General features: G+C 68.1%; 21 protein-coding genes and 1 pseudogene. 4 read left to right on the top strand and 18 right to left on the bottom strand.

From position 1 onward, the window contains the following. Positions 1-207: 207 nt before the first annotated feature. The 3 genes and pseudogenes from AB0M47_RS05200 to AB0M47_RS05190 form a co-directional block, all read right to left on the bottom strand. A complete protein-coding gene (locus AB0M47_RS05200) occupies positions 208-465 on the bottom strand; it encodes a hypothetical protein (protein ID WP_363408648.1) in 258 nt (85 codons plus the stop codon). A gap of 476 nt (positions 466-941) precedes the next feature. Beyond that, positions 942-2,436 (bottom strand): annotated as a pseudogene (locus tag AB0M47_RS05195) (endo-1,4-beta-xylanase). A gap of 332 nt (positions 2,437-2,768) precedes the next feature. Beyond that, the gene (locus AB0M47_RS05190) at positions 2,769-3,725 is read right to left on the bottom strand and encodes a PaaX family transcriptional regulator C-terminal domain-containing protein (RefSeq protein ID WP_363408645.1); all 957 of its coding nucleotides are present in this window, start codon (positions 3,723-3,725) and stop codon (positions 2,769-2,771) included. Between the two features lie 259 nt (positions 3,726-3,984). Between AB0M47_RS05190 and AB0M47_RS05185 the strand changes: the two genes are divergently transcribed. Then, a complete protein-coding gene (locus AB0M47_RS05185) occupies positions 3,985-5,292 on the top strand; it encodes a cellulose binding domain-containing protein (protein ID WP_363408642.1) in 1,308 nt (435 codons plus the stop codon). A gap of 548 nt (positions 5,293-5,840) precedes the next feature. Here AB0M47_RS05185 and AB0M47_RS05180 read toward each other — a convergent pair. Continuing rightward, complete coding sequence (locus tag AB0M47_RS05180) at positions 5,841-6,056, bottom strand: hypothetical protein (RefSeq protein WP_363408639.1); 216 nt, start codon at positions 6,054-6,056, stop codon at positions 5,841-5,843. A gap of 148 nt (positions 6,057-6,204) precedes the next feature. On the opposite strand from AB0M47_RS05180, the gene AB0M47_RS05175 reads away from it, so the two are divergent. Continuing rightward, a complete protein-coding gene (locus AB0M47_RS05175) occupies positions 6,205-7,695 on the top strand; it encodes a hypothetical protein (RefSeq protein ID WP_363408636.1) in 1,491 nt (496 codons plus the stop codon). A 1,232-nt stretch (positions 7,696-8,927) separates the two neighbouring features. After that, on the top strand, positions 8,928-9,497 hold the full coding sequence (locus AB0M47_RS05170) for an ATP/GTP-binding protein (RefSeq protein WP_363408659.1): 570 nt from the start codon (positions 8,928-8,930) through the stop codon (positions 9,495-9,497). 290 nt (positions 9,498-9,787) lie between these two features. Here the strand turns inward: AB0M47_RS05170 and AB0M47_RS05165 are convergent, their stop codons facing one another. From AB0M47_RS05165 to AB0M47_RS05155, 3 genes are all read right to left on the bottom strand, one after another. Next, the gene (locus AB0M47_RS05165; RefSeq protein WP_363408633.1) at positions 9,788-10,636 is read right to left on the bottom strand and encodes a transposase; all 849 of its coding nucleotides are present in this window, start codon (positions 10,634-10,636) and stop codon (positions 9,788-9,790) included. A 130-nt stretch (positions 10,637-10,766) separates the two neighbouring features. Further along, positions 10,767-12,545 (bottom strand): reverse transcriptase domain-containing protein, encoded by a 1,779-nt coding sequence (locus tag AB0M47_RS05160; RefSeq protein WP_363408630.1) that lies wholly within the window; start codon positions 12,543-12,545, stop codon positions 10,767-10,769. 497 nt (positions 12,546-13,042) lie between these two features. Next, positions 13,043-13,768 carry an ISL3 family transposase gene (locus tag AB0M47_RS05155; RefSeq protein WP_363408628.1) on the bottom strand — a complete coding sequence of 242 codons (726 nt, stop codon included), beginning with the start codon at positions 13,766-13,768 and terminating at the stop codon, positions 13,043-13,045. 424 nt (positions 13,769-14,192) lie between these two features. Here AB0M47_RS05155 and AB0M47_RS05150 point away from each other — a divergent pair, with 424 nt between their 5' ends. Next, complete coding sequence (locus tag AB0M47_RS05150) at positions 14,193-14,636, top strand: hypothetical protein (RefSeq protein ID WP_363408625.1); 444 nt, start codon at positions 14,193-14,195, stop codon at positions 14,634-14,636. A 316-nt stretch (positions 14,637-14,952) separates the two neighbouring features. Here the strand turns inward: AB0M47_RS05150 and AB0M47_RS05145 are convergent, their stop codons facing one another. The 11 genes from AB0M47_RS05145 to AB0M47_RS05095 form a co-directional block, all read right to left on the bottom strand. After that, on the bottom strand, positions 14,953-16,257 hold the full coding sequence (locus tag AB0M47_RS05145) for a hypothetical protein (protein WP_363408622.1): 1,305 nt from the start codon (positions 16,255-16,257) through the stop codon (positions 14,953-14,955). Next, on the bottom strand, positions 16,254-17,192 hold the full coding sequence (locus AB0M47_RS05140) for a hypothetical protein (RefSeq protein WP_363408619.1): 939 nt from the start codon (positions 17,190-17,192) through the stop codon (positions 16,254-16,256). Before AB0M47_RS05140 ends, AB0M47_RS05145 begins: the two co-directional genes overlap by 4 nt. Before the next feature lie 283 nt (positions 17,193-17,475). After that, positions 17,476-19,083 carry a hypothetical protein gene (locus AB0M47_RS05135; RefSeq protein ID WP_363408616.1) on the bottom strand — a complete coding sequence of 536 codons (1,608 nt, stop codon included), beginning with the start codon at positions 19,081-19,083 and terminating at the stop codon, positions 17,476-17,478. Positions 19,084-19,239: 156 nt separating this feature from the next. After that, the gene (locus AB0M47_RS05130; protein WP_363408614.1) at positions 19,240-19,734 is read right to left on the bottom strand and encodes a hypothetical protein; all 495 of its coding nucleotides are present in this window, start codon (positions 19,732-19,734) and stop codon (positions 19,240-19,242) included. Next, the gene (locus tag AB0M47_RS05125; RefSeq protein ID WP_363408611.1) at positions 19,731-20,945 is read right to left on the bottom strand and encodes an FAD-dependent monooxygenase; all 1,215 of its coding nucleotides are present in this window, start codon (positions 20,943-20,945) and stop codon (positions 19,731-19,733) included. Before AB0M47_RS05125 ends, AB0M47_RS05130 begins: the two co-directional genes overlap by 4 nt. 117 nt (positions 20,946-21,062) lie before the next feature. Continuing rightward, positions 21,063-21,773, bottom strand: a complete 711-nt coding sequence (locus AB0M47_RS05120) for a hypothetical protein (protein WP_363408608.1) — start codon at positions 21,771-21,773, stop codon at positions 21,063-21,065. Positions 21,774-21,915: 142 nt separating this feature from the next. Next, entirely contained in the window at positions 21,916-22,581 is a 666-nt protein-coding gene (locus AB0M47_RS05115; RefSeq protein ID WP_363408606.1) for a GGDEF domain-containing protein, read from the bottom strand. After that, positions 22,578-23,033 (bottom strand): hypothetical protein, encoded by a 456-nt coding sequence (locus tag AB0M47_RS05110; protein WP_363408603.1) that lies wholly within the window; start codon positions 23,031-23,033, stop codon positions 22,578-22,580. Before AB0M47_RS05110 ends, AB0M47_RS05115 begins: the two co-directional genes overlap by 4 nt. A 5-nt stretch (positions 23,034-23,038) precedes the next feature. After that, a complete protein-coding gene (locus AB0M47_RS05105) occupies positions 23,039-24,250 on the bottom strand; it encodes a DUF932 domain-containing protein (protein ID WP_363408600.1) in 1,212 nt (403 codons plus the stop codon). A 201-nt stretch (positions 24,251-24,451) separates the two neighbouring features. Then, positions 24,452-24,949, bottom strand: coding sequence for a hypothetical protein (locus tag AB0M47_RS05100; protein WP_363408597.1), 498 nt, complete (start codon positions 24,947-24,949; stop codon positions 24,452-24,454). A gap of 357 nt (positions 24,950-25,306) precedes the next feature. After that, positions 25,307-25,858 (bottom strand): hypothetical protein, encoded by a 552-nt coding sequence (locus tag AB0M47_RS05095; protein WP_363408594.1) that lies wholly within the window; start codon positions 25,856-25,858, stop codon positions 25,307-25,309. Between the last annotated feature and the right edge of the window lies 1 nt (position 25,859).

Raw genomic sequence — 25,859 nt, 5'->3', positions numbered from 1 at the left:
CGCTGAACGCGTTCGCCATCACCTTCAGCGACCGATTCCCGGCAGCTGAAACCTACTGAGGAAACCGCCGGAAACACCGTTAACGAGATAGTCCCTCCAGGCCACGTACGGGCGAAACGGTCACGACCGGGTCCCACTGCACACTGCCACGTTCCGTGCGGATCAGCGCGGTGACGGCCGCAGATGTCCGCGAAAGGGTATCGGCGGTTAGTCGATGCGGTCCCATAGCTCGTGAGGGTTATTGCCGGGCGGAAGTCGTGGGCCTGGGCCATCTGCGCCGTCGGCGAACCCGTGGGCGACGAACGAGGGCAGGTGGGCGTCGCTTCCGAAGGTGATCGCGTCGCCGCCTTTTTCATGCCACCAGGTCAGTATGGTCGCGTGCATCGGCAGGCGGGTGTTGATCTCCAGTGCGCGGCCGGACTGCGCGGCGGCCCGCAGGGCGTGGCGGAACTCCTCCTCGAACACTTTCGGGTCGAACGTCCCGCCTGGTCTGCCGGCCAGAAGCGGACCGCATAGTCGATGTGTGCCAGCACGGAGAACATGCCGCTTGTGGACATCATTGTGGCCACACCGGCCAGGTATTCGCGCATCACCTCGTGCGCGCCGCGGTGCGGGTAGATGCCCCACGGCTCGGCGAAGGCATCCTGGTCAGGGAGCGTGTGCAGGGAGCCGAGGACCCGGTCGAACCGGCCCGTTGCCAGGACCTGGGCGCAGTGCTCGGCGTGGCGGTGTGGTTCTCCCATTTCCAGGCCGCTCAGGACGCGCATTGCGTTTGGAACTCTTAGCCAGATCTGCGGCCTACCGGGGAGGTGATCTAGGACTTGGTTGGCATCGCGACAAGGTACTGACACCCTGCGCTGCGGCACTGGCCGCTGTCGACGCGGGGGAGGGGCCGCCGTGGCGACGACCCCTCCGATGGAGAGTGGGTTCAGAGCGAGGGTCTACAGGGAGGCCAGCCGGAACTGCTGGTTTGCCTGGCCGTTGCAGTCGTAGATCTGTACCTGCTGCCCGTTGCCGGTACCCCAGACGTCGATGCAGCGGCCGGACTGCACGCCCGTGATCGTGCCGTTGGAGTTGACGTTCCACTGCTGGTTGGTCTGGCCGTTGCAGCTGTAGATCTGGACTGCCGAACCGTTGCCGGATCCGGCCGCGTCCAGGCACATGTTGCCGTAGACGGTCAGTTGCTTGCTCGCGGTGTAGGTCCACTGCTGGTTGGTCAGGCCATGGCAGTCGTACAGCTGGACCCTGGTCCCGTTGTTGTGTGAGGAGTTCGGCACGTCGATGCAGCGGCCTGACTGCGAGCCGACGATCTTGCTGGCGCCGCCGGGCTGCGGCGAGGTGGACGGCGAGCTTGACGGCGACCCGGGCGAGGACGTCGTCGTGGACGGGTTCGGGCTGGCGGCGTTGAGGGCGTTGAGCACCGACGTGTACGCCGCCTTCTTGTTGCCGCCGCCGTCGAACAGCAGCGGGCTCTCACCGGACCGCCACGAGTCGCTGTCGCGTACGCCCCACACCGTGATGCCGATACAGCGCGGCACGTTCATGCACGCCTGGGTCAGACCTGCGTACTGTGACGTCGACGCGTTGGTCACGTCGACCTCGGTCAACGCGACGTCCACCCCGAGCGCGGCGAAGCTGGACAGCGTCGTCTGGAAGTTGCTCGGCAACGAACTGCCACCGGTGAAGTGCGTCTGCAGCCCGACACAGTCGATCGGCACACCCCGGGACTTGAAGTCCTGGATCATCCGATACACGCCCTGCGTCTTGGCGTACGACCAGTTCTCGATGTTGTAATCGTTGTAGCACAGCTTCACCGACGGATCCGCAGTGCGAGCGGTCCGGAACGCCACCTCGATCCAGTCGTTGCCGGTGCCCTGAAGGTTCGACTGGCGGCGGCTGCCGTCCTCGTTGAACGCCTCGTTCACCACATCCCACGCGGCAAGCTTGCCCTTGTAATGCGCCATCACACCGTTGATGTGATCGATCATCGCCTGACGCAGCGTCGACCCCGACAGACTCTGCATCCACCCCGGCTGCTGGGCATGCCAGGCCAGCGTGTGACCCCGCACCTTCAGACCACGCTGCGTCGCCCAGTTTGTAAATGTTGTCGCCGGCGCCGAACGAGAACTGCCCCCGCTGCGGCTCCGTCGCGTCGATCTTCATCTCATTCTCGGCCGTCACCATATTGAACTCACGCCCAGCAATAGTGGTGTACGCCGAATCACCGAGCCGACCACCCGCGATCGCCGTGCCAAAATACCGGCCCGACTGCGCGGCCGCGGCACCGAGGGTGCTCGCCGCCGCGTTCGCGTCGGGGATCACCATCATCGTGGTCAGGACGGCTAGTGAGCTGGTCGCGCCGAGGAGCAGCGCCTTGCGCAGCGGTGTGGGTCTGCTTTGGTGTTCGCCACGATGCGCAGTAGGACGTGCTGTCATCATGGGCTCCTTTCGGTTGCCGGCGCCGGGTTCGACGAAGCGGCCAGCGCCGCATGGGCGGGCGTCGATACCGAGGCATGCTGCCACGCGTCGCGGCAGATTCGCAATGGCAAGTTCCGAAAAGTTTCCGGAAGTGTGTACGACGTGATTGCGGCGATCCATGGTGGACACAGGGCGCTATGAGCGGAGTGTCTCGGTTGATGGGCAGGTCGGAGCATTGTGGTCAGATGGCTACGGCGGCGCTGTCCGGAGGATCATTGGTAGACCGGCTTGCTTCGGATCCGCGAGACGCGTCGATAAGGCCGAAAATTCTCGGAGTGATTTCGGAACCGTCAGCTCGTGCCGGTGGCGCCCAGACGGACGACCGTCTGGGCGCGGACGGCGTCAGCCCGCGAGGCGGCGGCGGTCTGGCGTACAACTGCTTGAACATGCCTCTCGGCCGGGCCGGCCAGCCCGTCGTAGACGGCCACGAACAGGTCCCGGGCCTGCGAGCGGGGCCACCCGGCTGGTAGCAGTTCGGTCGGCAACTGCGGATCGAGCAAAGGGAAACGCCGGTACGCATCCATGATCTGGGTGCGAGCTTGAACCGCGGTGGCACCGGCGATCCCGCCTCGGCGTACCTGCGGCAGCAGCGGTCGCCATCGCTGATCGAAGCGCTGATAGTGCCCTGCGATGGCGGGCAGGTCCCAGGCGTCGACGGGGCTCCGGCTCACCTCGACGGCAAGGTCTGCTTGCCTGGCCCGAAAGACGGTCAGCGCGCCGAACGCGACCGTGGCGAGGCGTCGTTCGACCGTCGGGTTCACCTCGTCGGGCGACACCCACAGTCCGTCGTAGAGGGGCGCGAAGCCGAGCCAGCGCAACTCGGCGCGCAGAGAACGCCGCCGCGCGCTCTGCTCCTCAGGCAGCGAGAAGGCGACCAGCGTCCAATACCCGTCCCAGACACGGTCCCGGTCGCCGAACCGGGCGATCCAGGCGCCCCCCGCCAGCAGCTCGGCTGCAGCGTCCGTGGTCAGCCGGTGGGAGCTGTGCCGGCCCTGTCGGCTGCTTTCCAGCACTCCGCGTCGCGTCAGCCGGCTTATCGCCGTGCGGGCTGCGCCGCTGCTGACGCCGGACTCGACCAGCAGCGCGACGATGGCTGCCGAGGGTAGCCAGACGCGATCCGGCAACGTGTAATCCGCGACGAGCGTCGCCGCGAGTGCCTGGGCTGAGCTGCCTTGCTGCCGCCGGGGCAGCCGTGAGCCCACCGCGACATCGGGAAAGATCTCCTCGATCTCGAACGGACTGACCACGGCGACTCCGGCGCTGCGACGAACCGCCCCACGGCCTGGGGCCCCGCCCATGATAGGCGTCCTTGCGGCTGCGGATCTGCTGCCCACCGACGACACCGGGCACTACCGTGCATTATATGTGATCGATTGACAGTTCTACGACCGGCAGGCACACTTACTGACACACATCCCGAGTGTTCGATCACGTGGCGGACAGCCGGATCTCGGGAATCCAGACGGGGTCGGGCCGACCCGCAGACTGTGCGATCGAGGAAGTGCCATGAGACGACTGACCACACCGGCCCGGCATCGATGGATTCTGGGCAGCCTGCTGACCCTGGCGCTGGCCGGCGCCGTCCTGCTGGTACCCAGGCTGGCCGAGGCTGGGCCGACGGCCGGCTGCGGCAAGACGCCGACGCTCACCAGCGGAACCCGTTCGATTCAAAGCGGCGGCCAGAACCGCAGCTACATCCTGAGCATCCCCAACGGCTACAGCAACACCCACGCCTATCGGCTCATCTTCGGGCTGCACTGGCTCAACGGCACCGCCAACGACGTCGCCACCGGCGGACCAGACGGAGCGGCGTGGGCGTTCTACGGCCAGAAGCAGCTGTCGAACAACAGCACGATCTTCGTCGCGCCACAGGGCATCGACAACGGCTGGGCCAACACCAACGGTCGCGACGTCACCCTCGTCGACGACCTCGTCCGGCTCGTCGAAGGAGACTTGTGCGTCGACACCAGTCAGGTCTTCGCGATGGGCTGGAGCTACGGCGGTTCGATGAGCTACGCCCTTGCCTGCGCCCGCCCGACGGTATTCCGTGCGGTCGTGGTCTACTCCGGAGCCAACCTCAGCGGATGCAGCGGCGGCACGCAGCCGGTCGCGTACTTCGGCATCCACGGCACACACGACAGCGTGCTCAACATCTCCAACGGAAGATCGCTGCGCGACACCTTCGTGCGCAACAACGGCTGCACCACGCAAAGCCCACGCGAACCTTCCCAAGGCAGCCTCACCCACATCACCACCATCTACTCCGGATGCCAGTCCGGCTATCCGGTCCAATGGGCGGCGTTCGACGGCGACCACACCCCCAGCCCAGTGGACGGCAGCACCGGCACCAGCGGAACACGTACGTGGACATCGGCGGAGGTGAACACATTCCTGGCGCAGTTCCCGAGCAGCCCGTCGCCCAGCGGATCCCCGTCCAGCACCTCGTCACCGTCGAGCAGTCCCTCGGCATCCAGCAGCCCGTCACCGAGCAGCTCCAGCTCAGACAGCCCAACGCCGGCCGGGGCCTGCGGCGCAACCTACCGGACTATCAACGCATGGCCGGGCGGGTTCCAGGGTGAGGTGACCGTCACCGCCGGCAACGCGCCGATCACGGGCTGGACGGTGCAGTGGACATTGGCCAGCGGACAGGCCATCACCCAAGCGTGGAACGCGACGCTCTCGGCCACCGGTTCGAACGTCACGATGCGTAACGTCTCCTACAACGGCTCGCTAGGCACCAACGCATCGACGACGTTCGGAGTCCTGACCAACGGCAGCCCCTCGACACCATCGCTCACCTGCACAAGCCCCTGACGGTCGCGGTATGCCCCCGGGCCGGCCGACGGCTCGGGGGCTCTCAAGTGGACCTCTCGTACGCTCGGCGACGGCGACGGCGCGATCGGGCAGGCCGTAGCGCGGCCACTGCGGGGACAGCGCCTCCCCGTTCGTGGAAAGCCGCCACAGCGCCCACTCAGCGTGTCTTGGGTCTTGGAACATCACTTCCAACCGGAGCCGACCGTCTGTCTGCGGCTCCCTGGTCAGAATATCGGCGGCAGTGCTGATCAGCCCCTCGCGTCGTCTCAGTAGCGGCGCGGACGGGTCGTGGGCAGGTGTTCGGACTCGGCGGTCGGGGGTGCGGCAGCGGCCTGGCCGCAGACCAGATAGAAGGACACGGTAGGGCCTTCAGGGGTGGCGGGGCTTCGACAACCACAGCCGTACCTGAGGGCCCTACCTCGTGTCCGTGCGACAGACCGAGCGGTCTCGGATCCCCCTGCCATCAACCAGATCCGACCACACGGACCTCGTTTTCGACGGTCACTCAGTCGCTCATGGGCGATGCACTACCGTGTTGTGCAGAACGGTTAGGCGCGATCAATGGTCTTGTGGAAGAACTGGATCGTCGCCGCGCACGCGGCGACCCCCGTCAGGACGCCCTCGGTGGCGGAGCGGCGCGCGAAGCCAATCCACACTCCGGCGGCTATGCCGCCGAGCCCCCCGAGCAACACCACCACGATCGTGCGCAGCGACACCAGGCCATCCCCTTCGGCGCGGGCGTTGGTTCTGTTTTGTCGAGTCATGGTTCGACCGTGACGCACCCCATGACCCCAGCGGTCCAATTTGGATCATGGACGTGCTTTGTCCAAAAATTGCAACTTGGAAAATGGACGGCTGTTCACCGGGTACGCCAGTTGCGTTCTGCCTTCATGGTGTGGCAGAAATCGTCGTGTGACCAAGAGCGATCCCCTAGACCTCCTCTTCGAGGAGATCAATGCCCTGCACCGGGCGGCGGGGGAGCCTTCATACGAGCGCATCAAGGCCTACGCCAATATCGACGGCAGAAGAATCTCCACGTCGTCCATGTCCAACCTCGCCAAGCGGACGACCAAGCCTCGTCTCGACACGGTGCTGGGCTTCGTTACCGGCTGTGAAGGCTACGCCAGCAGCCGCCGGACAGAGCTTCCAGCAGGCGTCTGTCACCCAGCTCGCTGGACCAAGATGGTGGAGGCTGCGGCTGGCAAGTCCGGCACTGGCGGCGATGCTGCGGCAGGCAGTCAGCCAAGTCTCGGTGAGAACTTCCTGTCGCAGCTCGCGTGGGGGAAGGTTCACCAACTGATCTCCACCCTGCCGTCGCCGGTCGGTGAGGACCATGTGCGTCGCCTGCTATGGGCCGCGGTGGACGACATTGGGCCGCTGGCCTTCGAGGGTCCCTGCCGGTTGGAGTCTGTGCTGCGCGCCCTGGACACCGGATTCGTGCCGGCAGGAAGCCTATCGCCGGCCTTGGTGCTGTTGGAGTACCTCGCGGCGACGCAGCACGTCGCGGTCCGCCAGCGGATCCGGCTGCTCGTGGATGAGCTCGCAGCCTCGACCGGGGTACCGGTCAGCGAGGTCAATCAGATCAGAACACGCGCCGCGGAGCCCTTCGCCGAGGTCGATCCAGTGTCGCTGTTTGTGAAAGTCGATGGCGACAGCGAACTCGGCTACCACGTGACTGCGTGGCTGTATCGACCCGATAAGCCGCTTACATTCAAGTACGAAGCTGACGGCTGTTACAGCGTGGCCCAGCTTCGCGTCGCAGTCGAGGCTTTGATTGCTGCCATCGCGCCCATCGCCCGTGGGATTTCCCTAACGCAGTTGCAGTTCGAGTTCGCGTTGCCGTGGAACCTGCTCGCCCACGCGGTAGAGCAATGGCGTCTGAGCGATGGCCGACCGATCGGGACCGTGAGCCGGGTCGTCGTCCGGTCGGTCGATCGAATGCAAGATCCGTGGGCCGCCGCCCAGTGGCAGCGTCGAAGCCGCCTGCTGCCCCGCTGCGACCTCGGCGCCGAGGAGTTGGTCGTCGAAGGAACCGTCGGGCAGGGGAATTACGACCTGCGGGAACAGACCGTTTGCCTGGCCGCGCATGGACCGTATCTCGCCCCCCTGAACTGGCAGGACGACGATCCACTCTTGGCAGCGATCAAAGACGGTCTGCCGTCGGCGTTGTGGTATCGCGACGGCGGCGATAGACACCAGTTGGTCGACCTCGTCTACGACACAGTTATGAAGGGCGGGCCGGTCCTGCTTCCCGCGGCGTTGCAGAGGTTTCGCAGCGCGCACAGAAGCGGCGCGGCATCCGCGTCGTCGATTTGCCTCCTGTTTGACGACTTCTACCAGCAGCCGGAGCCCTTGGCCGGCCTGTCGTGGCCATCCAGAGGCGCTGAGGGTGAGGACGCGTGACACCGATGCAGCCGAGCTCTCACCATCTTCCCCACGCCGTTGGTTCCGGCGAGCCACCGACCGAGTTCTGGCTCGTGGTGGATATCGGCCGCAGCATGGCTTTGTGGGACGGGGCTGCCGAAGCCGTGCAAATCCTTGTGGAAGATCTGCGGGGACAGCCCACCGCCGTCCGCCTGTTCCACCTTGACAGTGATCGTGACAGCGTGGCGCTCCTCGATCGGCAGCAGGCACTGCACCAGCCCGCAAGCCTCAGCGAGCCGAACAGGTATCGATTGACCATGATATTGACCGACGCTGTCGGCCCATTGTGGCGCACGGCGGCCGCGCGTGAGGTGTTGATGTCCTGGATGGCGCACGGACCCGTCGTGATCGTCCAGGTCCTGCCGACGTCATTGTGGCGCCGGACAGCGCTGCCGCCAACCATGAAGCCTGCTCGGGGGACCGCCGACGACGCATCGGCCCAGCCATGGGTTCCTGTGCTCCCATTAAGCGCCGACCCGGCGGGGCCGCTCGCCCGCAGGATCTCAGGCCAACAATCCGACAACGAGCCTACCCATGCGGTGCCGGTTGGGTCGCTGCCGGCCCCGAAGCTCCCAGACTGGGAAGCTCCCAACTCGGCCACGCAACGAGTCGCCAGATTCCAGGCGGCGGCATCCGCCACGGCTTTCGCCATCGCCCGCGACCTGGCTGCGACGCCGCTAACACTTCCGCTAATGCAGGCGATCTGCGCCGATCGCCATCCGGCCTCGCGCACCGGCCATCTCGCGGAAGTCATGCTGTCGGGTCTCCTCGTAGAATTGCCCACGCCACAGCCGACGGCATCTGAAGATCGGCGATACGAGTTCCTGCCCGACGTCCGCGCGGAGCTACTGCGTAACCAGCCACGGCGTGCCTTGCGCGCCGTGTGGGAAACGCTACGTGAGGTCGCCGCATACACTCCGCATCCATTCGGTCAGCTCGACATGTGGGCGCTGGCGGCACAACCGCATCGGCATCTCGCGACCAGCCCTGAATGCCGGCCGGTCGCCGAAGTCGCGATCGCGGTCCTGGGTGGACTGGGCGGCTCGTTCGTCGGGCAGGCAGACGACATCAGATCCGCATTGGCGGCGAACGACAACAGGCTGGGGCAGCACGTGGAGAACACAGCCTGGAAGCGGGCCCGGTCCGGCGCCCCAAACTCCACCGCCGTCGCCGGCCGACAGTATCTGGATGCGCGGCCAGAGGATCGCCAGATGACACCCAACACGTTGAAGATTGTCATTGCGGGCGGCTTCGGTGTCGGCAAGACGACCTTGGTGAGTGCGGTGAGCGACATCAAACCGCTGGGAACCGAGGAAGTCCTCTCGGCAGCCAGCGTCGGCTCCGACGTCCTCACCGAGGTGGAAACAAAGTCACTCACCACGGTCGCCATGGACTTCGGGCGCATCCAAATCTCCTCGGACCTGGCTCTCTACCTCTTCGGAACCCCTGGACAGCCGAGGTCCCGGTTCCTGTGGGACGAGCTCGTCCACGGCGCACTGGGCGTGATCGTGCTCGTCGACAACCGTCGGCTGGCCGACTGCTTCCCGGTCATCGACTATTTCGAAAGCCGCGGGACCCCGTTCCTGGTGGCCATCAACCGTTTTGACGGAGCGCCAACCTTCACCGTCGAAGCCATACGCGCCGCGTTGGCGCTGGACGAGCAGGTGCCGATCATGGTCTGTGACGCTCGGGACAGAGAATCCGTACGGCAGGTGCTTATCAAACTGATGGAACACGTCAGCGGAGGTGACCGCGGCGCGGTCACCCGGTGGGCCCACTGAGAACGATCGGTGGCCGGCAATTCGAAGGGCCACCCGTCTGGCAATGTAGGTTCTCATCGGAAACGTCGGCGCTCAACGCATTGACCTGAGGTTCGCCACTAGCTTCTCGTCGATTTGTCGGCGGATTCTTCTCACTGATTTGTCGTTTTCCTGAGGATCTTGTTTTGCCGTGGTGAGTCCGGGGTCCGATTTGGCGAGGCGGAAGAGGACGCGGTTGTAGCAAGCTGTCCGTGTCAACGGACATCTCGAGCTGGCTCTGGCACATTCGCGGTGATCGACTGCCGTCGTTTTCAGTTCCCGGCGAGGACGCGTTTTCGGAGCAGATCGAAGTTGGCTCGGCCGTACATCTGGCGCTTGATCATCTTGATGCGGTTGACGTTGCCTTCGACGGCACCGGAGCTCCACGGGAGGGTGAGCCCGGCGGTGACGGCGGGCAGGTCTTTGCGGATGCCGTTGGCGAAGCGTCGCAGTTCGTGGACGTCGGCGTGGTCTGCCTGTTCGAGCCACGAGAACAGATCGGTCCCGCGTAGCTCGCGGACCAGGTCGGTGAAGCCTTGGGCGAGGTCGCGGATCGTGGCGAGATCGGGGCATCGGGTGCAGGCGTCCGCGAGAGCGTCACGCTCGTCGCTGGTGAGCCTGGCGTCGGGGCGCATGATCAAGGCGGCCAGTTGGCGGGCGGAGGGAACCTTCGGTTGGGGTGGTGCGGCCTGCTCGGTGCCGCGGATGGAGATCAGGTAGCGGCGCAGGGTGCGTTCGCCGCCGCGGTAGCCCTGTGCGGTGATCTCCGCAAGTAGCTGGTTGGTGCTGGTCACGCCTTCGTTGCAGCGGGCTTGCAGGTAGGGTTTGAATGGGTCGACGAGGCTTGTTCGTGCGGTGGACGCCGGTCCGAGCAGCTGTGCGATGTCGGCGGTGTTGAGGTAGCGGCGCACGGTCTTGGGGTCGATGCGTAGGTGGCGGGCGATCTGGTGGATGCCCCAGCCGCGGGCGGTCAGGTCGTGGACTTGTGGGTGCAGGGTCTGGACCCGGGCGGCTAGCAGTCCCGGCTGCTGGGTGGGCGCAGCGGGGGCGGTCGTGGTTCGTGCCGGTGTCGATGGTTCTGGTTGCAGGCAGCGGCGGTGGCGGGCCGCGGCGTGTTCCACCGCGTCGGACAGGTTTCTTGAGCAGAGTACTGGTGGGCCGCCGGCGAGGTGCCTGCTATGCAGGTCCTTTTCCGGCGGCCCCCAGCCCGAACGACGCATGCGACTTTCACCGCACGTCGCTCTCGAGTGATTACTGCGCGGGTGCTGAGGAAGCGCCGTGGATGTCCGCGTGGCAGGCTCCGCAGACCACAAGGGTTTTGCGGTGCCTAGCGGCCATGAGGTCTGCCCACGGCGGCCGGTTTCCCGATCGCCCGAGGTGGGCGAGCTTGGCGACGTGATGCACGTCCACGTCGCCGATGTGCCCGCACATCTCGCACCGACCTGCTAGCAGCCGGGTGACCAGCTGCTTGCGTTTGGTGTTGACTGGTGCCAGCTGCCGGTCGGTGAGGACCGTCTTCTTGTTCTGCCTCAGCGGGATCCCGCCGAACCGTCCGACCAGTGGTTTCCTTCCGGTGCGTTCGACGCTGGCCTCGAAGCACTTGCGCGGCCCGTGCGGCGTGTCGATGACGGTCGCGTACTTGCGGGCCATCTTCGACACCGACGAGCGGTGCTTGTTCGCCAGCGTCATCAGCATCGACGTCTCCATGACCCATTGCAGCCGGGCCAGTCGGAAGACATCGCCGGCCATCAGGTAGTACTGGACGAAGCCCCGATACTCGGACCCGTAGGTGCTGACGATGACGTGATCGTCTTGGTTCAGCAGTGCGGGCCGACGCGCGGGTTTGCCGCGCTGCATGTACTGGGATTGCTTGGCGGTGACCGCGGTGCGGGGCACCTTCAAAGCGACGGTCCCGTTCAGGGAGCGCCGCCTGCCGAAGACCTTGCGGTCGTTGTGGTGCACCGTGATGTCGTAGCCGAGGAACCGCGCCCGCTGGGTGCGGGCATGGGTGATCAGCGTCTTGTCCGGCGACAGTTCCAGCTTGAGATCCTCGCGCAGGAACGCCGCCAGACGCCTTTTGATCTCCTCAGCTTCCGCCTTCGGTCCGGCAAACCCGAGCAGAGTGTCGTCGGCGTAGCGCACATACCTCAGCCGCCGGTAGCAGGGATCGTGAGTGTCCATGCTGGGCATGCTGTGCAGTTGCTTGCGCAGTTGCCGCACCGCAGCACGGTCGCCGCGGCTTCGCGCACGGCGGATCGCGCCCCAGACCCGATGAAAGGCGGGGTTCGGCTTCCTGACACTTGCCCGGGTGTATTGCGGGATCAGAACTGTTTCAACGAACTCATCCAACTTATGCAGATAGATGTTCGACAGGATCGGAGAGACCACGCCACCCTGCGGAGATCCACTGTGCGTGGCATTCCAGACCCAGTCCTCCAGGTATCCCGCCTTCAGCATGTTCTCCACCAGCCGCAGGAACCTGTTGTCGAGGATCTTCTCGCCCAGGATTCGCAGCATGACCGTATGGTCAAGCCGGTCGAAACATTGGGCAATGTCACCCTCGATGAACCAGGCCGTCCCGGTCCAGGTGTTCGCCACGTCTCGCAAAGCGGTGTGGCATCCCCGGCGAGGACGAAAACCGTGGGAGGAGCCCGAGAATGACGGCTCGTAGTACGCCTCCAGCAGGAGACGGACGACTTCGCCGACGAGCTTGTCCCTCCACGGCGGCAGACCCAACGGACGCAGCTTCATGCTGCCCCGCTTCTTCGGGATGTAGATCCTGCGGACCGGACTCCACCGATACCGCTCATGACGAAGGTCGTCAATGATGCGGTCGATCTTGCCCAGGGACATACCGTCCACGGTCTCTGCGGTGACTCCGGGCGTCATAGCTCCCGAGTTGGAATACAAACGCCCGTAGGCCAGCAGGAACAGCTGCGGGTTGAACAGTTGCCGATACAGCTCATCCAGCGGCAGGCCCCGCCTGCCGCGTTCACGCAGGACACCCAGCACCGTTTCAGCGCTCTGCATTTCGCATACCTCCCGATTCGCGGGGTGTCCGATCACCTGGCCCCCTTCGCCCTGTGGATGGCTCTCCCATCCGCCTTGGCCGGTCGTGACTCCGGCGACTACTACGAGGCCTCCGTCGCCATAGGAAGTCCTCTTCCCGTAGGCGATCCCATGTTCGTCCTTGTCGTACGTCGTAGCGCGACGTAGGCGCTCCACTCATCACCTTGAATGCCCTCGCTGGGCATCGCTCCGCGTCCCGGAGGTTGCATCGGCCATGGCACAAAGCCAACGCAGGACACGGCGTCGGTTTCAGACATCGTTTCCGACGGACTCGACCTTCAGTCTTCTGGTGATTGGAGTTCAGGCAATCCAGCTTTCGCCATATCACGCGGGCCCCGCGACGCACCGCCCCGATGACTGGGCACGGTCGCCGCTTCAATGGCATGCTTCGGTCCCCTTCACCTTTCGGATCCAGGTAAGCCATCGGACCCAAGAACCTCCCTCCGAGTTCATCCCGACTACATCGGGGATACGACAAGGCGCCTCATGGCGCACTGCCATCGGTCGGCGACCTGGATGGCGCCGGGCGCGCCGCGAGCGGCGCCTTCGGCGTAGCCGCCGGCCCTGTCGCGGCAGATAATCTGGACGCCGGGGTGGGCGTTCAGCCAGGCGGCCAAGGTGTCGGCACTGCGATCGGGCAGGACGTCCACGGGCTGGTGGGTGTCCATGTCGATCAGGATCGTGGCGTAATGATGGCCCCGGCGCAGCGCGAAGTCATCCACACCCAGCACCCGGGGCACCGGACGGGTCGGATCCGGGATCGCGCGCAATGTGCGCAGCAGCGTCATGCGATTCACCGGCGAGCCGATCTTCGCGATCAGCCGGGCTCCGGCGCGACGACTCAGTGCGGTTCCCACGTCGCGCACGGTCTTGGCGGCTGCTGGTGTCCGGCGTCCGAATCTGGTCGTGACCATGTCGATCTGCTCGGCGAACACCTTCCGGTCGCAGGCTGGCTCGTCGCAGAAGAATCGCCGGACGGTCAGCGAGATCGCCACCTCCCGGTCGCCGACTCCGGTATCGGCCAGCCGGCGCTGGTAGCGGCTGTGCACACGCTGGGAGCTGCACTGGCACGCCGGGCACACCGCGACCAGTTGCGTCGACGTCGCTTCGACCCTGACGTTCGCGTTCTGCAGATGGACGCGATCGACACGAACGGCGGTCAAGTGCGGGAACAGCGCATGCATCCAGTCCATAATGGACACATAACATGATCCACGTCAGTCGATCACCGAGTCCGTGCCAGAGCCAGAGTGCCGTGTCCGCTCTCAGCGCATCGGTCACATCGCTGGGATACGGCTTTCGATGACCCATGACCAGACCAAAGCAGCAGGCATCCGCCAGTCGCGACCGACATCCGCCATTCACGACATCGAGTTATAACTATTACTCTACGGAAGACCCTCAATCAGACACAAGGCATAGATACTGTTAAAGGTTTTCGAACCGCCCTCTCAACTGAAGCGGTCAGGTCCACCACCTTCATAGTCGACTACTGCGAAAGTTGACCGATGCAGCAGCGAAGATCGTTCGCGAATTCAATCGTCTGATGGACGCTTGGCCCGCGGCGACCCTCATAGTGTGGGACATCCACGCCAACGAGGAGGAAGCATGCTCAATGCGCGAAAGGCGTCTATCGTCGGTAAAGGTCTCATGATGTTCGCGGCCGGGCTGAGCGCCGTTGTGCTTACAGCGAGCCCGGCGGCCGCAGCGGTCGATGACGGTTTCAAGGCGAGCATCGGTGGCGGCTGTGGCGTGGCCGAGTTCGTCGATTACGGCCCTGGCTCGCCGAGTAACCCGGCCAACAACGACGACTACATCGTTGTGCATGACTATTGTGCCGACGGAATGACGATCCTGGCGTACGCCTATCTTAACAACGTCTACTACGGCTCCAAGGCCAACAACAACGGGGCTGCCGGGGCGCCGGTCTACTGGGACCCGTGGGGAAACGTGCTCAAGGGCGACAAGATGGAGCTTTCGGTGTGCCTGTTGACCGACGGCTATGTCTGGGGGTGCAGTAGCGACGTGGCCCGCGTTAGCGCGGACGGCTGAGGCTGCGTACGCCGTGCTAATCGACGAGGCTGGGTCCGCTGTCCAGCGGCGACGGTCCCCATGGACGCGTGGGCACGCCCTGCTGTTCTATCAGGCATACGCCGCCATTCGCCTATCCGTGCTGGGCGGCCAGGAGTAGTTTGAGCCGGCGTAGGCGGGCGAGGCCCCGGAGACGCGGGACCCCGCCTGCCGACCGGCTAGAGTCGGCAGGCGGGACGCCCGAGAAGTGAGCTGCTCACAGGTCAACTGACTTATGAAGCAGGCTGCGGTTCGAGATCTCGGTGCTGTGTGTAGGTCATGCGTATCCCAGTGGTCGTCACGACTCGGGGTAGCGGTGCGGCAGATCTGGGTCGTCGTTTCGCAGAATCCGTACAGTGCTGGTTAGTTTGATCGGGGTGTCTGCGGGGCCGCGTAGGAACGGATGAATATAGACCAGTCGTCGCTGTGTGCGGCCGGGTCCGTAGGCCTGGTTGCGCCAGTGGCCGGTGACCCAGACCCGGCTCGTGTAGGCGCGGCGGCCGGTGTCGGCCGATGGCGCGTTCGGGTTACCGTTTTGGCGGGTGGCTGCGCGGACGCGCACGATGAGGACGTCGGGCAAGCGTCGCCCGGTGCGGGCGTACCGGTGGCGCACCGCGGTGTCCAGGTCAACCGGGGCGGTCTCGGCGGCCTTCTGCGCGATGAGCAGCCACGTCGCCAGCAGCATCCGACCGCCGGGATGAGGTGGGCGGTTGAGCTCGCTGATCGGCTGCTGGCTCGTTCGTAGGGGGACGAGCCAGCCGATCTCTTCCCGTAGGCGCTGCAGCGGCTGGTCGTCGAGTCCGCCGCCGATGGCTCGGTACAGGACGATGTCGAGGTGCCCACCATGGGTGGACCACGATGCGGCCACCACTGCTGACGATGCGGTCGGCCGTGCCCATAGGATCAGCCCGCCGTCCGCGGGTGGCAGTCCCGGCTGCGCAGCGACGGCGGGCAGGTGAGCGGCGGCGTGCTCGGCCAGGTCGGTGAACGACTCGTCGACGAAGTAAAGCCGAGCGCGGTCCAGGCTGTCGGCCGTCTGACGTCGTTGCGGGCGGGCAAGTATGCCGGTGGGGAGTTCGTCAGGTCCGCGGTAGAGGGCCGCGAGCCTGTCGCGGACACGTGGAAGATCTCGCGCGGTCACTGCGAGCGCGGGCCAGGCGGTCGTGGTGATCAGCGTGCGGCCGGGCCGGCGATGCTGGAGGAAGATGCGGTGCAGCGCGCCGACGCTGTAGCGCACGGACGCGATGTCCGCCGCGCCGATGCGCAGCACCGCACGGTCGACGATGTTCTCCGGTCGGCCGGTGTCGATGTCGGCCATGCATGGCACGCATGCCGCCCAGGTCTGCCCGAAGTTCTGCAGCAGTTGGGAGCGGTTGCCGGCGGCCAGCGCGGATATGTTCTTGCCCTGCAGCGCCCACATCGGATGCGGGTCGCTGCAGAAGTCGCACGCCCGGTCGACGGTGTCGAGGGAGCTTGTAGCGACGGGCAGGGGTCGGTGATCGACGACGTCGCGGCCCAGCGGGTGCACGTATTGGCTGTCAAGGAGGTTGAGCGGGGACAGGCAGAGCGCGCAGGCCATCTCTTCCCGTGGGCTGATCGTCACGCCACTGCCCTCCGGTGTCCGTCGGCGTTACCGGATGAGGCGGCCACGCGCGCCGGCCGGTGGGCGGATGCAGATCCGCCTACGCGCGCGGTACCTGTGCTCGGAGGCGAGGCGTCTCCGGCCGGTGCCGCTGTTCCGGTGGGTTCTGCGGTTCCTGCGTGCGGCATTGCGGGTGTGGCGAAGGCTGGCCGACCGGTTCCGGTGGCTGCCAGGTCGACATCGGGTGCCTGCATCGCAACGGAGGAGCGTCCCGGATGCGACATGTCACCGCGTGCGCATGCGTTCGTGGCCGCCGATGCGGCGGCAACCGGTCGCACGCGCAGGACCAGCTCTGCTGGCACGATCACGGCGAGGGTTTGCGTCCGCGGTTGGGTGAAGACGTAGTAGCCGGTGGTCCACAGCAGATGCCAGGGTTCGGCGGGCGTGCCTGCACGTGCCCCGGCGGGGTCGCCGTGGACGGTGATGCCCAGGTCGGCGAGAGCCGCGGCCAGGGACGGGAGTGCCCCGTAGTGGTGCATCCGCCCGGCGACCATCGGGCAGGCTGCCGCGGTGTACGCGGCGCACACCGGGTGCATGCCGGGTTCGTGGCTGGTCAGCGTCTGCAGATCACTGTGCCGCAGAGCGAAGACGGTCCGGTCGCCGAGCGGTCGGCCGCAGATCTGGCACAGCCGGTCGGTCAGCGCTTGACGGTGCCGATTGAAGTCGATGGAGCCGAACCGGTATCGGCCGTCCGGGGTTCGGGCGGTGGTCCACGGGACGGCGAGCCCGCCGAGCGTCGGCCGTACGGCGAGTTGCACGGGGATGGCGGGAACCCTCGACAGGGATGCCTGGTCTGGGTCGGGCGGTCCGGTGAGGCCTGGGTCGTGCGCGGGATGTGCGCCGGCTGTCTGCGGGTGCGATGGCTGCTCGGCGGGTAGGGTGCCGTGCTCGGGCATGGGATTCCTCCATGAGCGATGGTGGTCGTCCGGGCACGGCCAACGGCCGTGCCCGGGTGCGCGGGAAAGCGCGTCGGCCGGGCAGCGGCCGGTGTGCAGGATGGTGGCGGCGAGGGAGTGCCGGCGGGTCAGGTCGCGGCGGTCAGCGCGCCGGCGCGGGCCGGTGTGCCGCGGTGGTCGTGCCGATCAGCCCCGGATCGTCGGCAGTCGCAGGGCGCAGGCATCGTTGTGGTGTTCACGCCGTGCGGCCCCCTTGCCGGGAGGTTCGGCAACGATCGGCGGGTCATACGTGAGGACCGGGCGTCCAGACTGGCGGGCCGGCGACGTCGGCCGCGCTGGTGAACGCGGTCAGTGTCTGGTCGGCGTGCTCCTGGGCGGCGTCGGACAGGCCTCGCTGCTGGCGTCGGTTCCAGTCGGCCCGGGCGAGTGCGGTGTCGCTGACCTGGCGGCGCAGGTCAGCGTCGAGATGGAACATCGCGGTGCTCACGGTGATCCGGTCGTCGGCGGTGCGTGGATGCCCGTTGACGAACACCACCGCCTGGCTCTGCCGGTGTGCTGGCCGGGAGTAGACAAGCACCTCGACATGCCGGTCGAGGACGAGCCCAGCCCATTCGATCATCGACCGTTGCGCCTGCGCCCAGGTCAGGTCGAGGCGTTGTCCGAGCATGGACGTGCGGTGCGGGCGCAACCGCAGGTGGACGGTGGCGTATCGGGCCGGTGCGTGCTCGTCGCCCCGGTCGGCGACGACGATGTAGTCGTCGCTTGTGGCGGGGCCGACGCGAGCGGCCGAGCAGACCGGCCACTGCTGCTTGGTGACGGCGGCTGGCAGCGCCGGGCGCGTCGGCTGCGATGCGGTCGCAGGGACGGCGCCCAGGTACTGCCAGGTGTGACCGGTCCAGTACTGCCAGCGCAACGTCGTCAGCTCCGGGTATCGCGCAGTTTCCTGTTCGGATAGCTGCCGTGCCAGGTCGATCTGCGCCTCGCGGTCGGGCGGCAGCGGCATGTCGGCGTAGACGGCCAGCGGACGGTGCTGATCGTCCAGCAGTCGGTACATCGTCGGCCGGCGTCCGAGCAGCCCCTGCCGCCACAGTGCGTCGGCCTGGGCGATGACATGGTCGGTGTCGGACTCGGTGAGCAGCGCGTCGACGACGTCGCTTTCCCCGACCGGCTGACCGCGGTAGCGGCAGCCGGCGACGAAGTCGAGCCAGTCGGCGTCGAACCGGGCGGTGAGCGGCAGCAGGCGCAAGTCGCCCTCGTCGTGCTCGGCCGTGGCCACCAGTTCGCCGTCGACGGTCAGCTCCGCGACGATCTGCGGATCGCGCCGCTGATGCGGTAGCCGTGTGACCCGGATCCGGTCGTGCGGCACGCGCAAACCGGTGTGCGGCAGGACCTCGTAGGCCTGCTGGGTTCCGTACGTCGGGATCGGGCCGACGATCGTGTCGCACACGGCCGGGTCGACCACCTGCCACATCCACGCCCAGCCGTTGATGATGTACTGCCCGTCCCGGTCGGGGCAGATCCGGCTGCGCTCGTGGTGTCCCCGCTCGTCGACGACGATGTCGTCGCCGTCGAAGTACAGGTAGGCGAGCAGTTCGTCGACCTGCCGCCGCGACGTGTGGCGGCTGTGCCCGGCGCGCCGGGCCGCGAGGCGTTCCTGCCGCTGCATGCGCTGCTGGTCGGCGACGACCGCTTCGGCCACCTCGCGCGAGCAGGACCAGACGGCTGCGCCGTTCCACCAGTCGACCAGGATGCCGATGAAGGCTTGCGGGACGCGGCCGCCGGTGAACGCCCAGTCGCCGGCGAACAGGCCGATGCTGCCGGGCCGCAGGTGTTGCCGCCGCAGATAGCCGAGGTCGCCGTGAGCGTTCTGCGTCGATGGGTTGTCTTGCATGATGCTCCTTCATAAGAACGGATACCGCCCCAGCTGGGACGGCGTGACATGGTGGGAAGGTGGACGGGTCCACGGACCGGCTGCGCGCGGCGGACGCCGGTGAGGGACTGAGGCGCACGCAGGCGTAGCCCGGTCCACTGGCCGCCCGGGGTGTGGTCAGCGGCCGTCGGGGTCGCCGTTGTGTTCGGGTGCGAGCAGCGTGCGGATGCGCTCGGCGATCTGCGCGCAGCGTTGCGCCGACTGTTGGTGTGCTGCGGCCAGCTGGGTGGCGCGGGCTGCGGTGGTGAGCCCGTCGGGTTGTCGGCTGAGGATGTGGGCGGCCTGGTCGTGGTAGCGGCGGGCGGCCACGTCCAGATCGGCTGCCAGCAGATCCGCGTCGGGCCCGAGCAGCTGCCGCAGCTGCCCACCCGGCCCGGCGACCGTCGTAGTCGGCTGCGCGTCAGGGTGGCCGTCGGTGGTGTCGCGCGTCTCGAGCAGGCCGCGCGCCTCGTGGATGAGCCCGTAGAGGGTCTGCCAGGCGTGGTCGTTCTCCATCTCGTACTCGGTGAGCCGCCCCGGGTGGTCGTCGTCGGCGACGAGATCGCCGTCGGCGGTCAGCGCCGCCACGTCGGCGACGAACCGGTACGCCCAGCCAGGCTCGCCGCCGTTCACCTGCGGCTCCCGGCGCCGACGGCCGCGTGCGCCCGCGTGGCGGGAGCGCCAGGCGCCGGGTCGGTGACCGGCTGGGCGAGGCCGAGTTTGTCGGCGATCTGCGTCCCGAGCCGCAGGTGCTGGGCGACTGTGGGCAGGTGGCGGCGTTGCCAGCCGTTCAGCGCCCCGGCCAGGTCGGCGCCGCGATACGCGTGCTGGGTCAGGGCGGTCGCCAGGCCGGCGGCCTGCTCGATGCCGTTGTTGGCGCCCCGGGCGGTGTGCGGGCGCACCGGCGCGAGGGCGTCGCCGAGCAGGATCGCGTGCCCGCCACCGACCGGCCACACCATGCGGGTGGGCGGGTCGATGTCCATCATCGGCACGGCGGTGCGGTGCGCGGTGACGTCCACCAGCCCAGCCTGAGCCGCTGGCAGCAGCCGGGTGGCGTGCTCGTCGACGTGCACCCGGGCGGCCGCGCTGACCTGGTGGGGCAGCACGAACGCCCGCCGGTCAGGCCGGTCGCCGAACAGGGTCGCGAAGGCGTCGGCGGTGGCGGGCAGGTAGAACGTCCAGTCCGCGCCGCCGGGCACCGGGGCGATGTTGAACTGCGCGCCGGGACCGGGTTCGAATCGCTGAAAGTCGCCCGGCGGCAGGATCCTGGGCGTTGTGCCGCGATGCGCGACGTAGCCGGCGTAGCGCAGCCGCCGGCCGGGATCGAGCAGTTGCCGGCCGGTGGAGGTGCGCCCGTCGGCGAACAGGATCAGGTCGGCCGGCGGGGTCGGCCCGCCTGCGGTGGCCAGGACCGGCTGGTCGCCGTGCCGGGCCAGGCCGGTGATCCGCACACCACGATGGACGATCGGGTCAGGCAGCCGCCGCGACAACGCGGCGTGCAGCAGCGTCCAGGTGGTGAACCGGCCCGGGTAGGCGCGCCGGACGGTGGCCGTCGGCCGGCGGTCGATGACGGTGATCTGCTCGATGTGCTGCGCCGGTCCGGTGAGGTACTCGCTTTGGTCGACGCCGAGCCGGTCGAGCAGCTCCAGGGCGGGATGTTCCAGGGAGAGGAGCCCACCGGCGGGGGATGCGGCGGCGGGTGCGGCTTCGTACACGGTCACCGGGAATCCGGCGGACGTCAGCATCAGCGCAGCGACGGTTCCGGTCAGCGATCCGCCGACGATCGCGACGCTCGGCAGGCGGTCGTCGGGTGTGGATCCGGGGCGGGGGTCAAGGTCAGGCATGTGCGGCGTTCCCTTTCGCAGGTTGCGGGCACGGCCTGGTGGCCGTGCCCGGGTGGTGTGTCGGCCGGGCACGGCCGTGAACGTGAGGTCGAGCAGGCTGTCCGACGCCGGAGGGCGTCAGGCGGCGATGACGGTGCGGATCAGCCGGTCGGAGATCCGGGCGAGCAGCAGCGCCGACCAGACCCGGCCGAGCACGGTCGTCTCGGATGCGGCCGGGGCGCCGGGTGTGGCGTCGGCCAGCTCCGTTGCCGCTGCCGCGAGCGTGCCGGCGAGGTCGGCCGGGTCGGCCAGGTCCGCGTCGGCCAGCACTGCGGCGGCCAGCTCGGCCAGCGCGCCGGTGGCGTCCAGCAGGACGGCCGACATCTGGTCGGCGGTGACGGGCTGGTCGGACGGGCCGGTGCGCAAGCCGTGCAGGCGGGCCATGACCCGGCACAGGCGGGCCAGCGGCGGTGGGAAGGTGTCGGGTTCGAAGCCGAGCCAGCCGGGTAGCCGCCACCAGCCGTCGCGCCGTAGCAGGTCCTCCGGGCCGGTCTCGGTGGACACGATCTGCCACCGGTGGCCGGGGCGCAGCCGGCCGGAGTCCGGGTCGATGAGCTGCCATCGGCGGGTCAGCGTCCAGCCGGCCGAAGCTAGCTGCTGTTCCCGGTCGCCGAGGCTGTGCAGGCTGCGGCGGATCGCCCGCAGGGTGCGGGTGTCGACGTCGACTCGCCACGGCTCGTCGAAGGTGCTGGCGGGGCCGAGCCAGATCCGGCCGGGGAATCGGCCGGGCAGGGTGGTGGTGGTCAGGTCTGCGGTCAGCCACAGCGGCGACCGGTGGGGACATGGCATGAGGGTTTCCTTTCGTGTGGGATGCCGGTCCCGGGCAGGGCCTGCTGGCCATGCCCGGGACAGACGGTGGTGAGGCCGGGCATGGCCAGGGGAGTGCGCCCGCCGTCTCAGCCCGAGTCGGGCGTCGCGGCGGGCCTGGGGGTCAGGTGCGGTCGCGCAGCCGCCGGATCGGGCGGGCGGTGTGACCGTCGCCGGTGGACAGTCCGGGATGCCACAGCACCCGCTGGTTGCGGCCGGCCTGTTTGCCGTAGGCGACGGCCTGGTCGGCGTGCGCGAGCAGCGTCGACGGGCTGCTGTGGCCGTGGCTGGTCACGGTGGCCACGCCGATGCAGGCCCGGATCGGCATGGTGCGCCGGCCCAGGTCGATCGGCTCGCCGGTGAGGTGCTCGAACAGGGTCATGCTGTGCGCGTCGACCTGTGTCGGGTCGAGGTCGGGCCAGGCGAGCACGAACTCGTCCCCGCCGAGCCGTACCGCGATCGCGCCGGTGTGCTCGGCGACCTGCTGCATCCTGCGGGCGGCGAACCACAGCAGCAGATCACCGGCGGCGTGGGTGAGCCGACGGTTGATCCCGTGCAGGTCGTCCAGGTCGATCATGGCGACGGTGACCCGCTGGTGGCCGGCAAGCCATCGGGTCAGGGCGCGGTCCAGCACGTACCGGTTGGCCAGCCGGGTCAGCTGGTCGTGGTCGGCCCGCCAGGTCGCCTCGGCTAGCTGCCGGGTCAACCGGATTCGGAGCTGGTGGCCGCGGACTGCCACCGCCGCCGTCGTTGCCGCCGCAACTGCTAGCAGCCATGCGACGGCGTTCACGGCGCACCTGCCAGGTCGGCCGCCAGCGATGCCAGCTCGCCGTCGTTGAGGTACGCCCACGCGGCGACCTGCTCGGTGAAACACCAGCCGTCGTCTGGTGTGCCGCCGCCCATGGTGCGCCGGTAGGCGTCGGCGTCGGCGAGCAGGAACGCGCACGCCGACGCGAGGACCTCGCGGGCCTGCCGGCCCCAGCCGGTCCGTTCCACCGGCCGGCGGATGGCCTGCGGCTGGTCGTAGAGGACGACGACGCCATGGTCGCTGTAGCCGGTAACGACGATGCGCCAGGTGCTGTGCGTCGGGCCCGGCCAGGTCAGCCCGCAGCACAGCCAGCCGCCGGACTCGGCGGGCGAGATCTGCACGGCGGGCAGGTTCCACGGCGCATACCGCAGCGGTGCGGTGAGCCGGTAGCGGCGGATGCCCGGCGCCGGTCCGGCCGTCATCGGTTCGGTCATGATCGTCACCTCCGGACCAGGGTGAGCAGCCGCTGATGGGCGCGGGTCTTCGTCGCGTCATGGGTGCCTTCCAGGGCCGCGGTGGCGCGGGCGGCCAGGCTCCGGCCGCGCAGGCTGCCGGTGGGCCGGATGCCGGTGCGCCAGTCGCAGTACTCGGTGACCGCCCGTTCGGCGGCGTAGGCGGTGGAACCGAGCCGTTCGGCGTTGCCGTGCCACAGCGCGCGCAGCACGCCCTGCCGGTCGGCGTGCCGGTTGCGGACCCGGGCCGGGGCGTCGGAGTCCGGCGACGGCCACAGCTGCTCGACCAGCGCGTCGAAGTCGGCCACGGCGATGTCGGTCTGTGCCAGGATCTGCTCCTCGCGGGCGAACCGGGCGAAGTAGTCCACCGACAGACCCAAGGTGCGGCGGGCCTCGTCGACCCGCTCGCGGGCGTTGCGGGTGTGCCGCACCCCCCACCGGGTGTGCGCGTCGCGCAGCGCCATACGTTCGGTGTTGCCGCACGCGGGCCGCCACGGGGTGACGACGACCTGGGTGAGGCTGGATCCGTCGTGGCTGTTGACGCCGACGATGAACGGCACGATCGCGTCGTCGATCCCGGCCCGGTCGATGCGGACGGTGTCGGGTAGCCGCATGCTGACGAACACCCGCCGCCCGTCGCGCAGCGCCCCGGCGGACTCCCAGACCACGTCGAACCGGTCGACGAGGTCCTGCAGGAACTCGAACACCTCGACGTTCTGCAACACCTCGTAGCGGCTGCCGACGACGCCGAGCGCCGCCCCGGTGTCGTCGCGGAACGTGACGTAGTGGTCGGCGGCCAGCCGGTCGGCCGCGTCGGCCTGCGTCCGGTACAGCACCGGCGCTTTGTGGACGGTGAAGTCGATGCCGCCCAGCCGCAGCACCTCGTCGATGCTGCTGATCCCACCCGGCACGACGTTGCCCAGCTGATGCCAGGCCGGCGTGGTGGTGTACAGGGCGACCGTCCCGCGGCTGACGTCCAGGCCGTGCTCGGGCAGCACCAGGCCGCCGCGCTGCACCCAGATCTCGCCGTGGTCGAAGCTGCCCGGGTCGTTGATCCGGTACCGGCCGTCGCCGAGCGGCACTAGCGTCCCGGCGTCGATCCGCGCCTGCAGGTCGTCCTGGGCGGTGCGGACCCCCGCCAGCTGCCGGGCGCGTTCGGCAGCGAACTGCGCGTTGACGTCGTTTACAGTGTTGTTCATCGGGTCGGACTCCTTTCGATGGGTGACCCGTCGAAGCCCTGGGCGCGCGTACGCCTGGGGCTTCACTCATGGGAAAGCGCCGCGAAGGTGCGGCAGAACTGGCGACCGGTGCCCGGGCGCGCTCGTGCGCGCCACGTGACTCGGGTCGCCCGGGGCGGCGTGGCCGCGATCGGCCCGGCCGCAGGTACATGCGCGGTGTGATCAGTCGGGGATGCGCAGGATCCGCAGCCCGGACCCCGCGGTGACCAGGCTGGTGATGTCGCCGTGAAAAGCGAGCATCGGTGTGACACCCAACACGCCGGCGTCGGTCAGCAGTGCGTCGACGGTGTGGTACGGGTTCTTCCCACCGGGCACGGTCAGCACGACCAGCAGCTCCGGCGGGTCCCCGTCGACGTCGCACACGACAGTGATCGGGTCACCGGTCACCGGCGGCACCGTCTGACCGGCGCGATGAGCGCCCTCGACCACCTCGCAGAACAGGTTGTCGGCGACCTCGAGCATGCCGCGCAGCAGGAACGTGGCGTCCTGCGTTTCGCGCGGCCCGGCCGCGCCGATGTCGGCCAGCATCACGTCCAGGGTGCCGATCAGTTCACGGGCGGCCCTGCTGACCGCGCGTACGGTCGCCCAGTCCGCCGGCGGGTGCGACGAGTCCTGCGACCAGGCGCGCCACGGATCGATGCCAGATGCCAGGCGTTCCATCACCGCACCGCCATCCGCGCGGTCCGACACGCCGGGACCGTGGCGACCCGCAGCCGCACCGGCAGCGACGCTACCGGCGCGATCCGCGCCGCGAACCGGTCCCTGCCGTGCCAGGGCGCGGCATCGGGTCGGGTCGCAGTGCCGCGGGCGAGCCCTCGCACCGGCGAGCAGACGGCCGGCAGCCGCGTTGCGTCAGACCAGACGATCGTGGGCAGCTGCCGCGCAGATGCGGTGTCAGTGGCGACAGCCAGGCGACGACCAGGTGTGACACCGGTCAGAACGACACTCATGTGAGACCTCCAAACAGGACAAAGCCCGCAGCCAGGGTGGCTACGGGCACGAAACGGGGGAGTGTGGTCAGCGGGTGCGCGGCACGATGACCGACAGTTCGTCGGCCTGCATCGCCAGACGAGGCTCGGCCCGGCGCACATGCCTCCAGATCTGGGCGAGCATGCCGGTCACCCGCACCTGCGCCGGCACAGGCCGATACTGCCGCGGCGTGGATTCGACCAGCATCGGCTCGGCGGTGATCGACTGGACGTGCTCCAGCCACGGATACGGCGCCAGCGGCCCTGACGGCAGCTTGCGCACCCGGGGATGCCGGCAAGCCGGCTGCGGGCATTCCACCGGAATCTCAGGTGCTGCGGCGGGCAGCAGACGGGTGAACCACTGCACGACCAGTGGCTCGCTGCGCCGCAACGGCAGCATCGCCAGGCCGGCTTCGATCCGGCCGTCGTCGGTGAACAGGCCCGGCGCCACCTGGCACCAGCGGCATCGGTGCGACCACACGAACCGCACACCGGTGATCACACCGATCGGGCTGTCCAGGTGCAGCACCGGGACGGGCAGAAGTTCGCCGTCATCGGGACGGTCAGGCGCGGACAGGTCGCCGCGCGGATGGTTGGCCATG

It is taken from the genome of Hamadaea sp. NPDC051192 (genome assembly GCF_040682475.1).
GTDB classification, from domain to species: Bacteria; Actinomycetota; Actinomycetes; order Mycobacteriales; family Micromonosporaceae; genus Hamadaea; species Hamadaea flava.
This window is presented reverse-complemented; position numbering and strand designations above follow the sequence as displayed.

Coding starts and splice junctions, on each gene's coding strand:
- AB0M47_RS05110 (WP_363408603.1), bottom strand. CDS start 23,033: ATGACCGAACCGATGACGGCCGGACCGGCGCCGGGCATCCGCCGCTAC.
- AB0M47_RS05170 (WP_363408659.1), top strand. CDS start 8,928: ATGACACCCAACACGTTGAAGATTGTCATTGCGGGCGGCTTCGGTGTC.
- AB0M47_RS05155 (WP_363408628.1), bottom strand. CDS start 13,768: ATGCATGCGCTGTTCCCGCACTTGACCGCCGTTCGTGTCGATCGCGTC.
- AB0M47_RS05105 (WP_363408600.1), bottom strand. CDS start 24,250: ATGAACAACACTGTAAACGACGTCAACGCGCAGTTCGCTGCCGAACGC.
- AB0M47_RS05140 (WP_363408619.1), bottom strand. CDS start 17,192: ATGCCCGAGCACGGCACCCTACCCGCCGAGCAGCCATCGCACCCGCAG.
- AB0M47_RS05180 (WP_363408639.1), bottom strand. CDS start 6,056: ATGACTCGACAAAACAGAACCAACGCCCGCGCCGAAGGGGATGGCCTG.
- AB0M47_RS05120 (WP_363408608.1), bottom strand. CDS start 21,773: ATGCCATGTCCCCACCGGTCGCCGCTGTGGCTGACCGCAGACCTGACC.
- AB0M47_RS05185 (WP_363408642.1), top strand. CDS start 3,985: ATGAGACGACTGACCACACCGGCCCGGCATCGATGGATTCTGGGCAGC.
- AB0M47_RS05125 (WP_363408611.1), bottom strand. CDS start 20,945: ATGCCTGACCTTGACCCCCGCCCCGGATCCACACCCGACGACCGCCTG.
- AB0M47_RS05095 (WP_363408594.1), bottom strand. CDS start 25,858: ATGGCCAACCATCCGCGCGGCGACCTGTCCGCGCCTGACCGTCCCGAT.
- AB0M47_RS05135 (WP_363408616.1), bottom strand. CDS start 19,083: ATGCAAGACAACCCATCGACGCAGAACGCTCACGGCGACCTCGGCTAT.
- AB0M47_RS05100 (WP_363408597.1), bottom strand. CDS start 24,949: ATGGAACGCCTGGCATCTGGCATCGATCCGTGGCGCGCCTGGTCGCAG.
- AB0M47_RS05160 (WP_363408630.1), bottom strand. CDS start 12,545: ATGCAGAGCGCTGAAACGGTGCTGGGTGTCCTGCGTGAACGCGGCAGG.
- AB0M47_RS05150 (WP_363408625.1), top strand. CDS start 14,193: ATGCTCAATGCGCGAAAGGCGTCTATCGTCGGTAAAGGTCTCATGATG.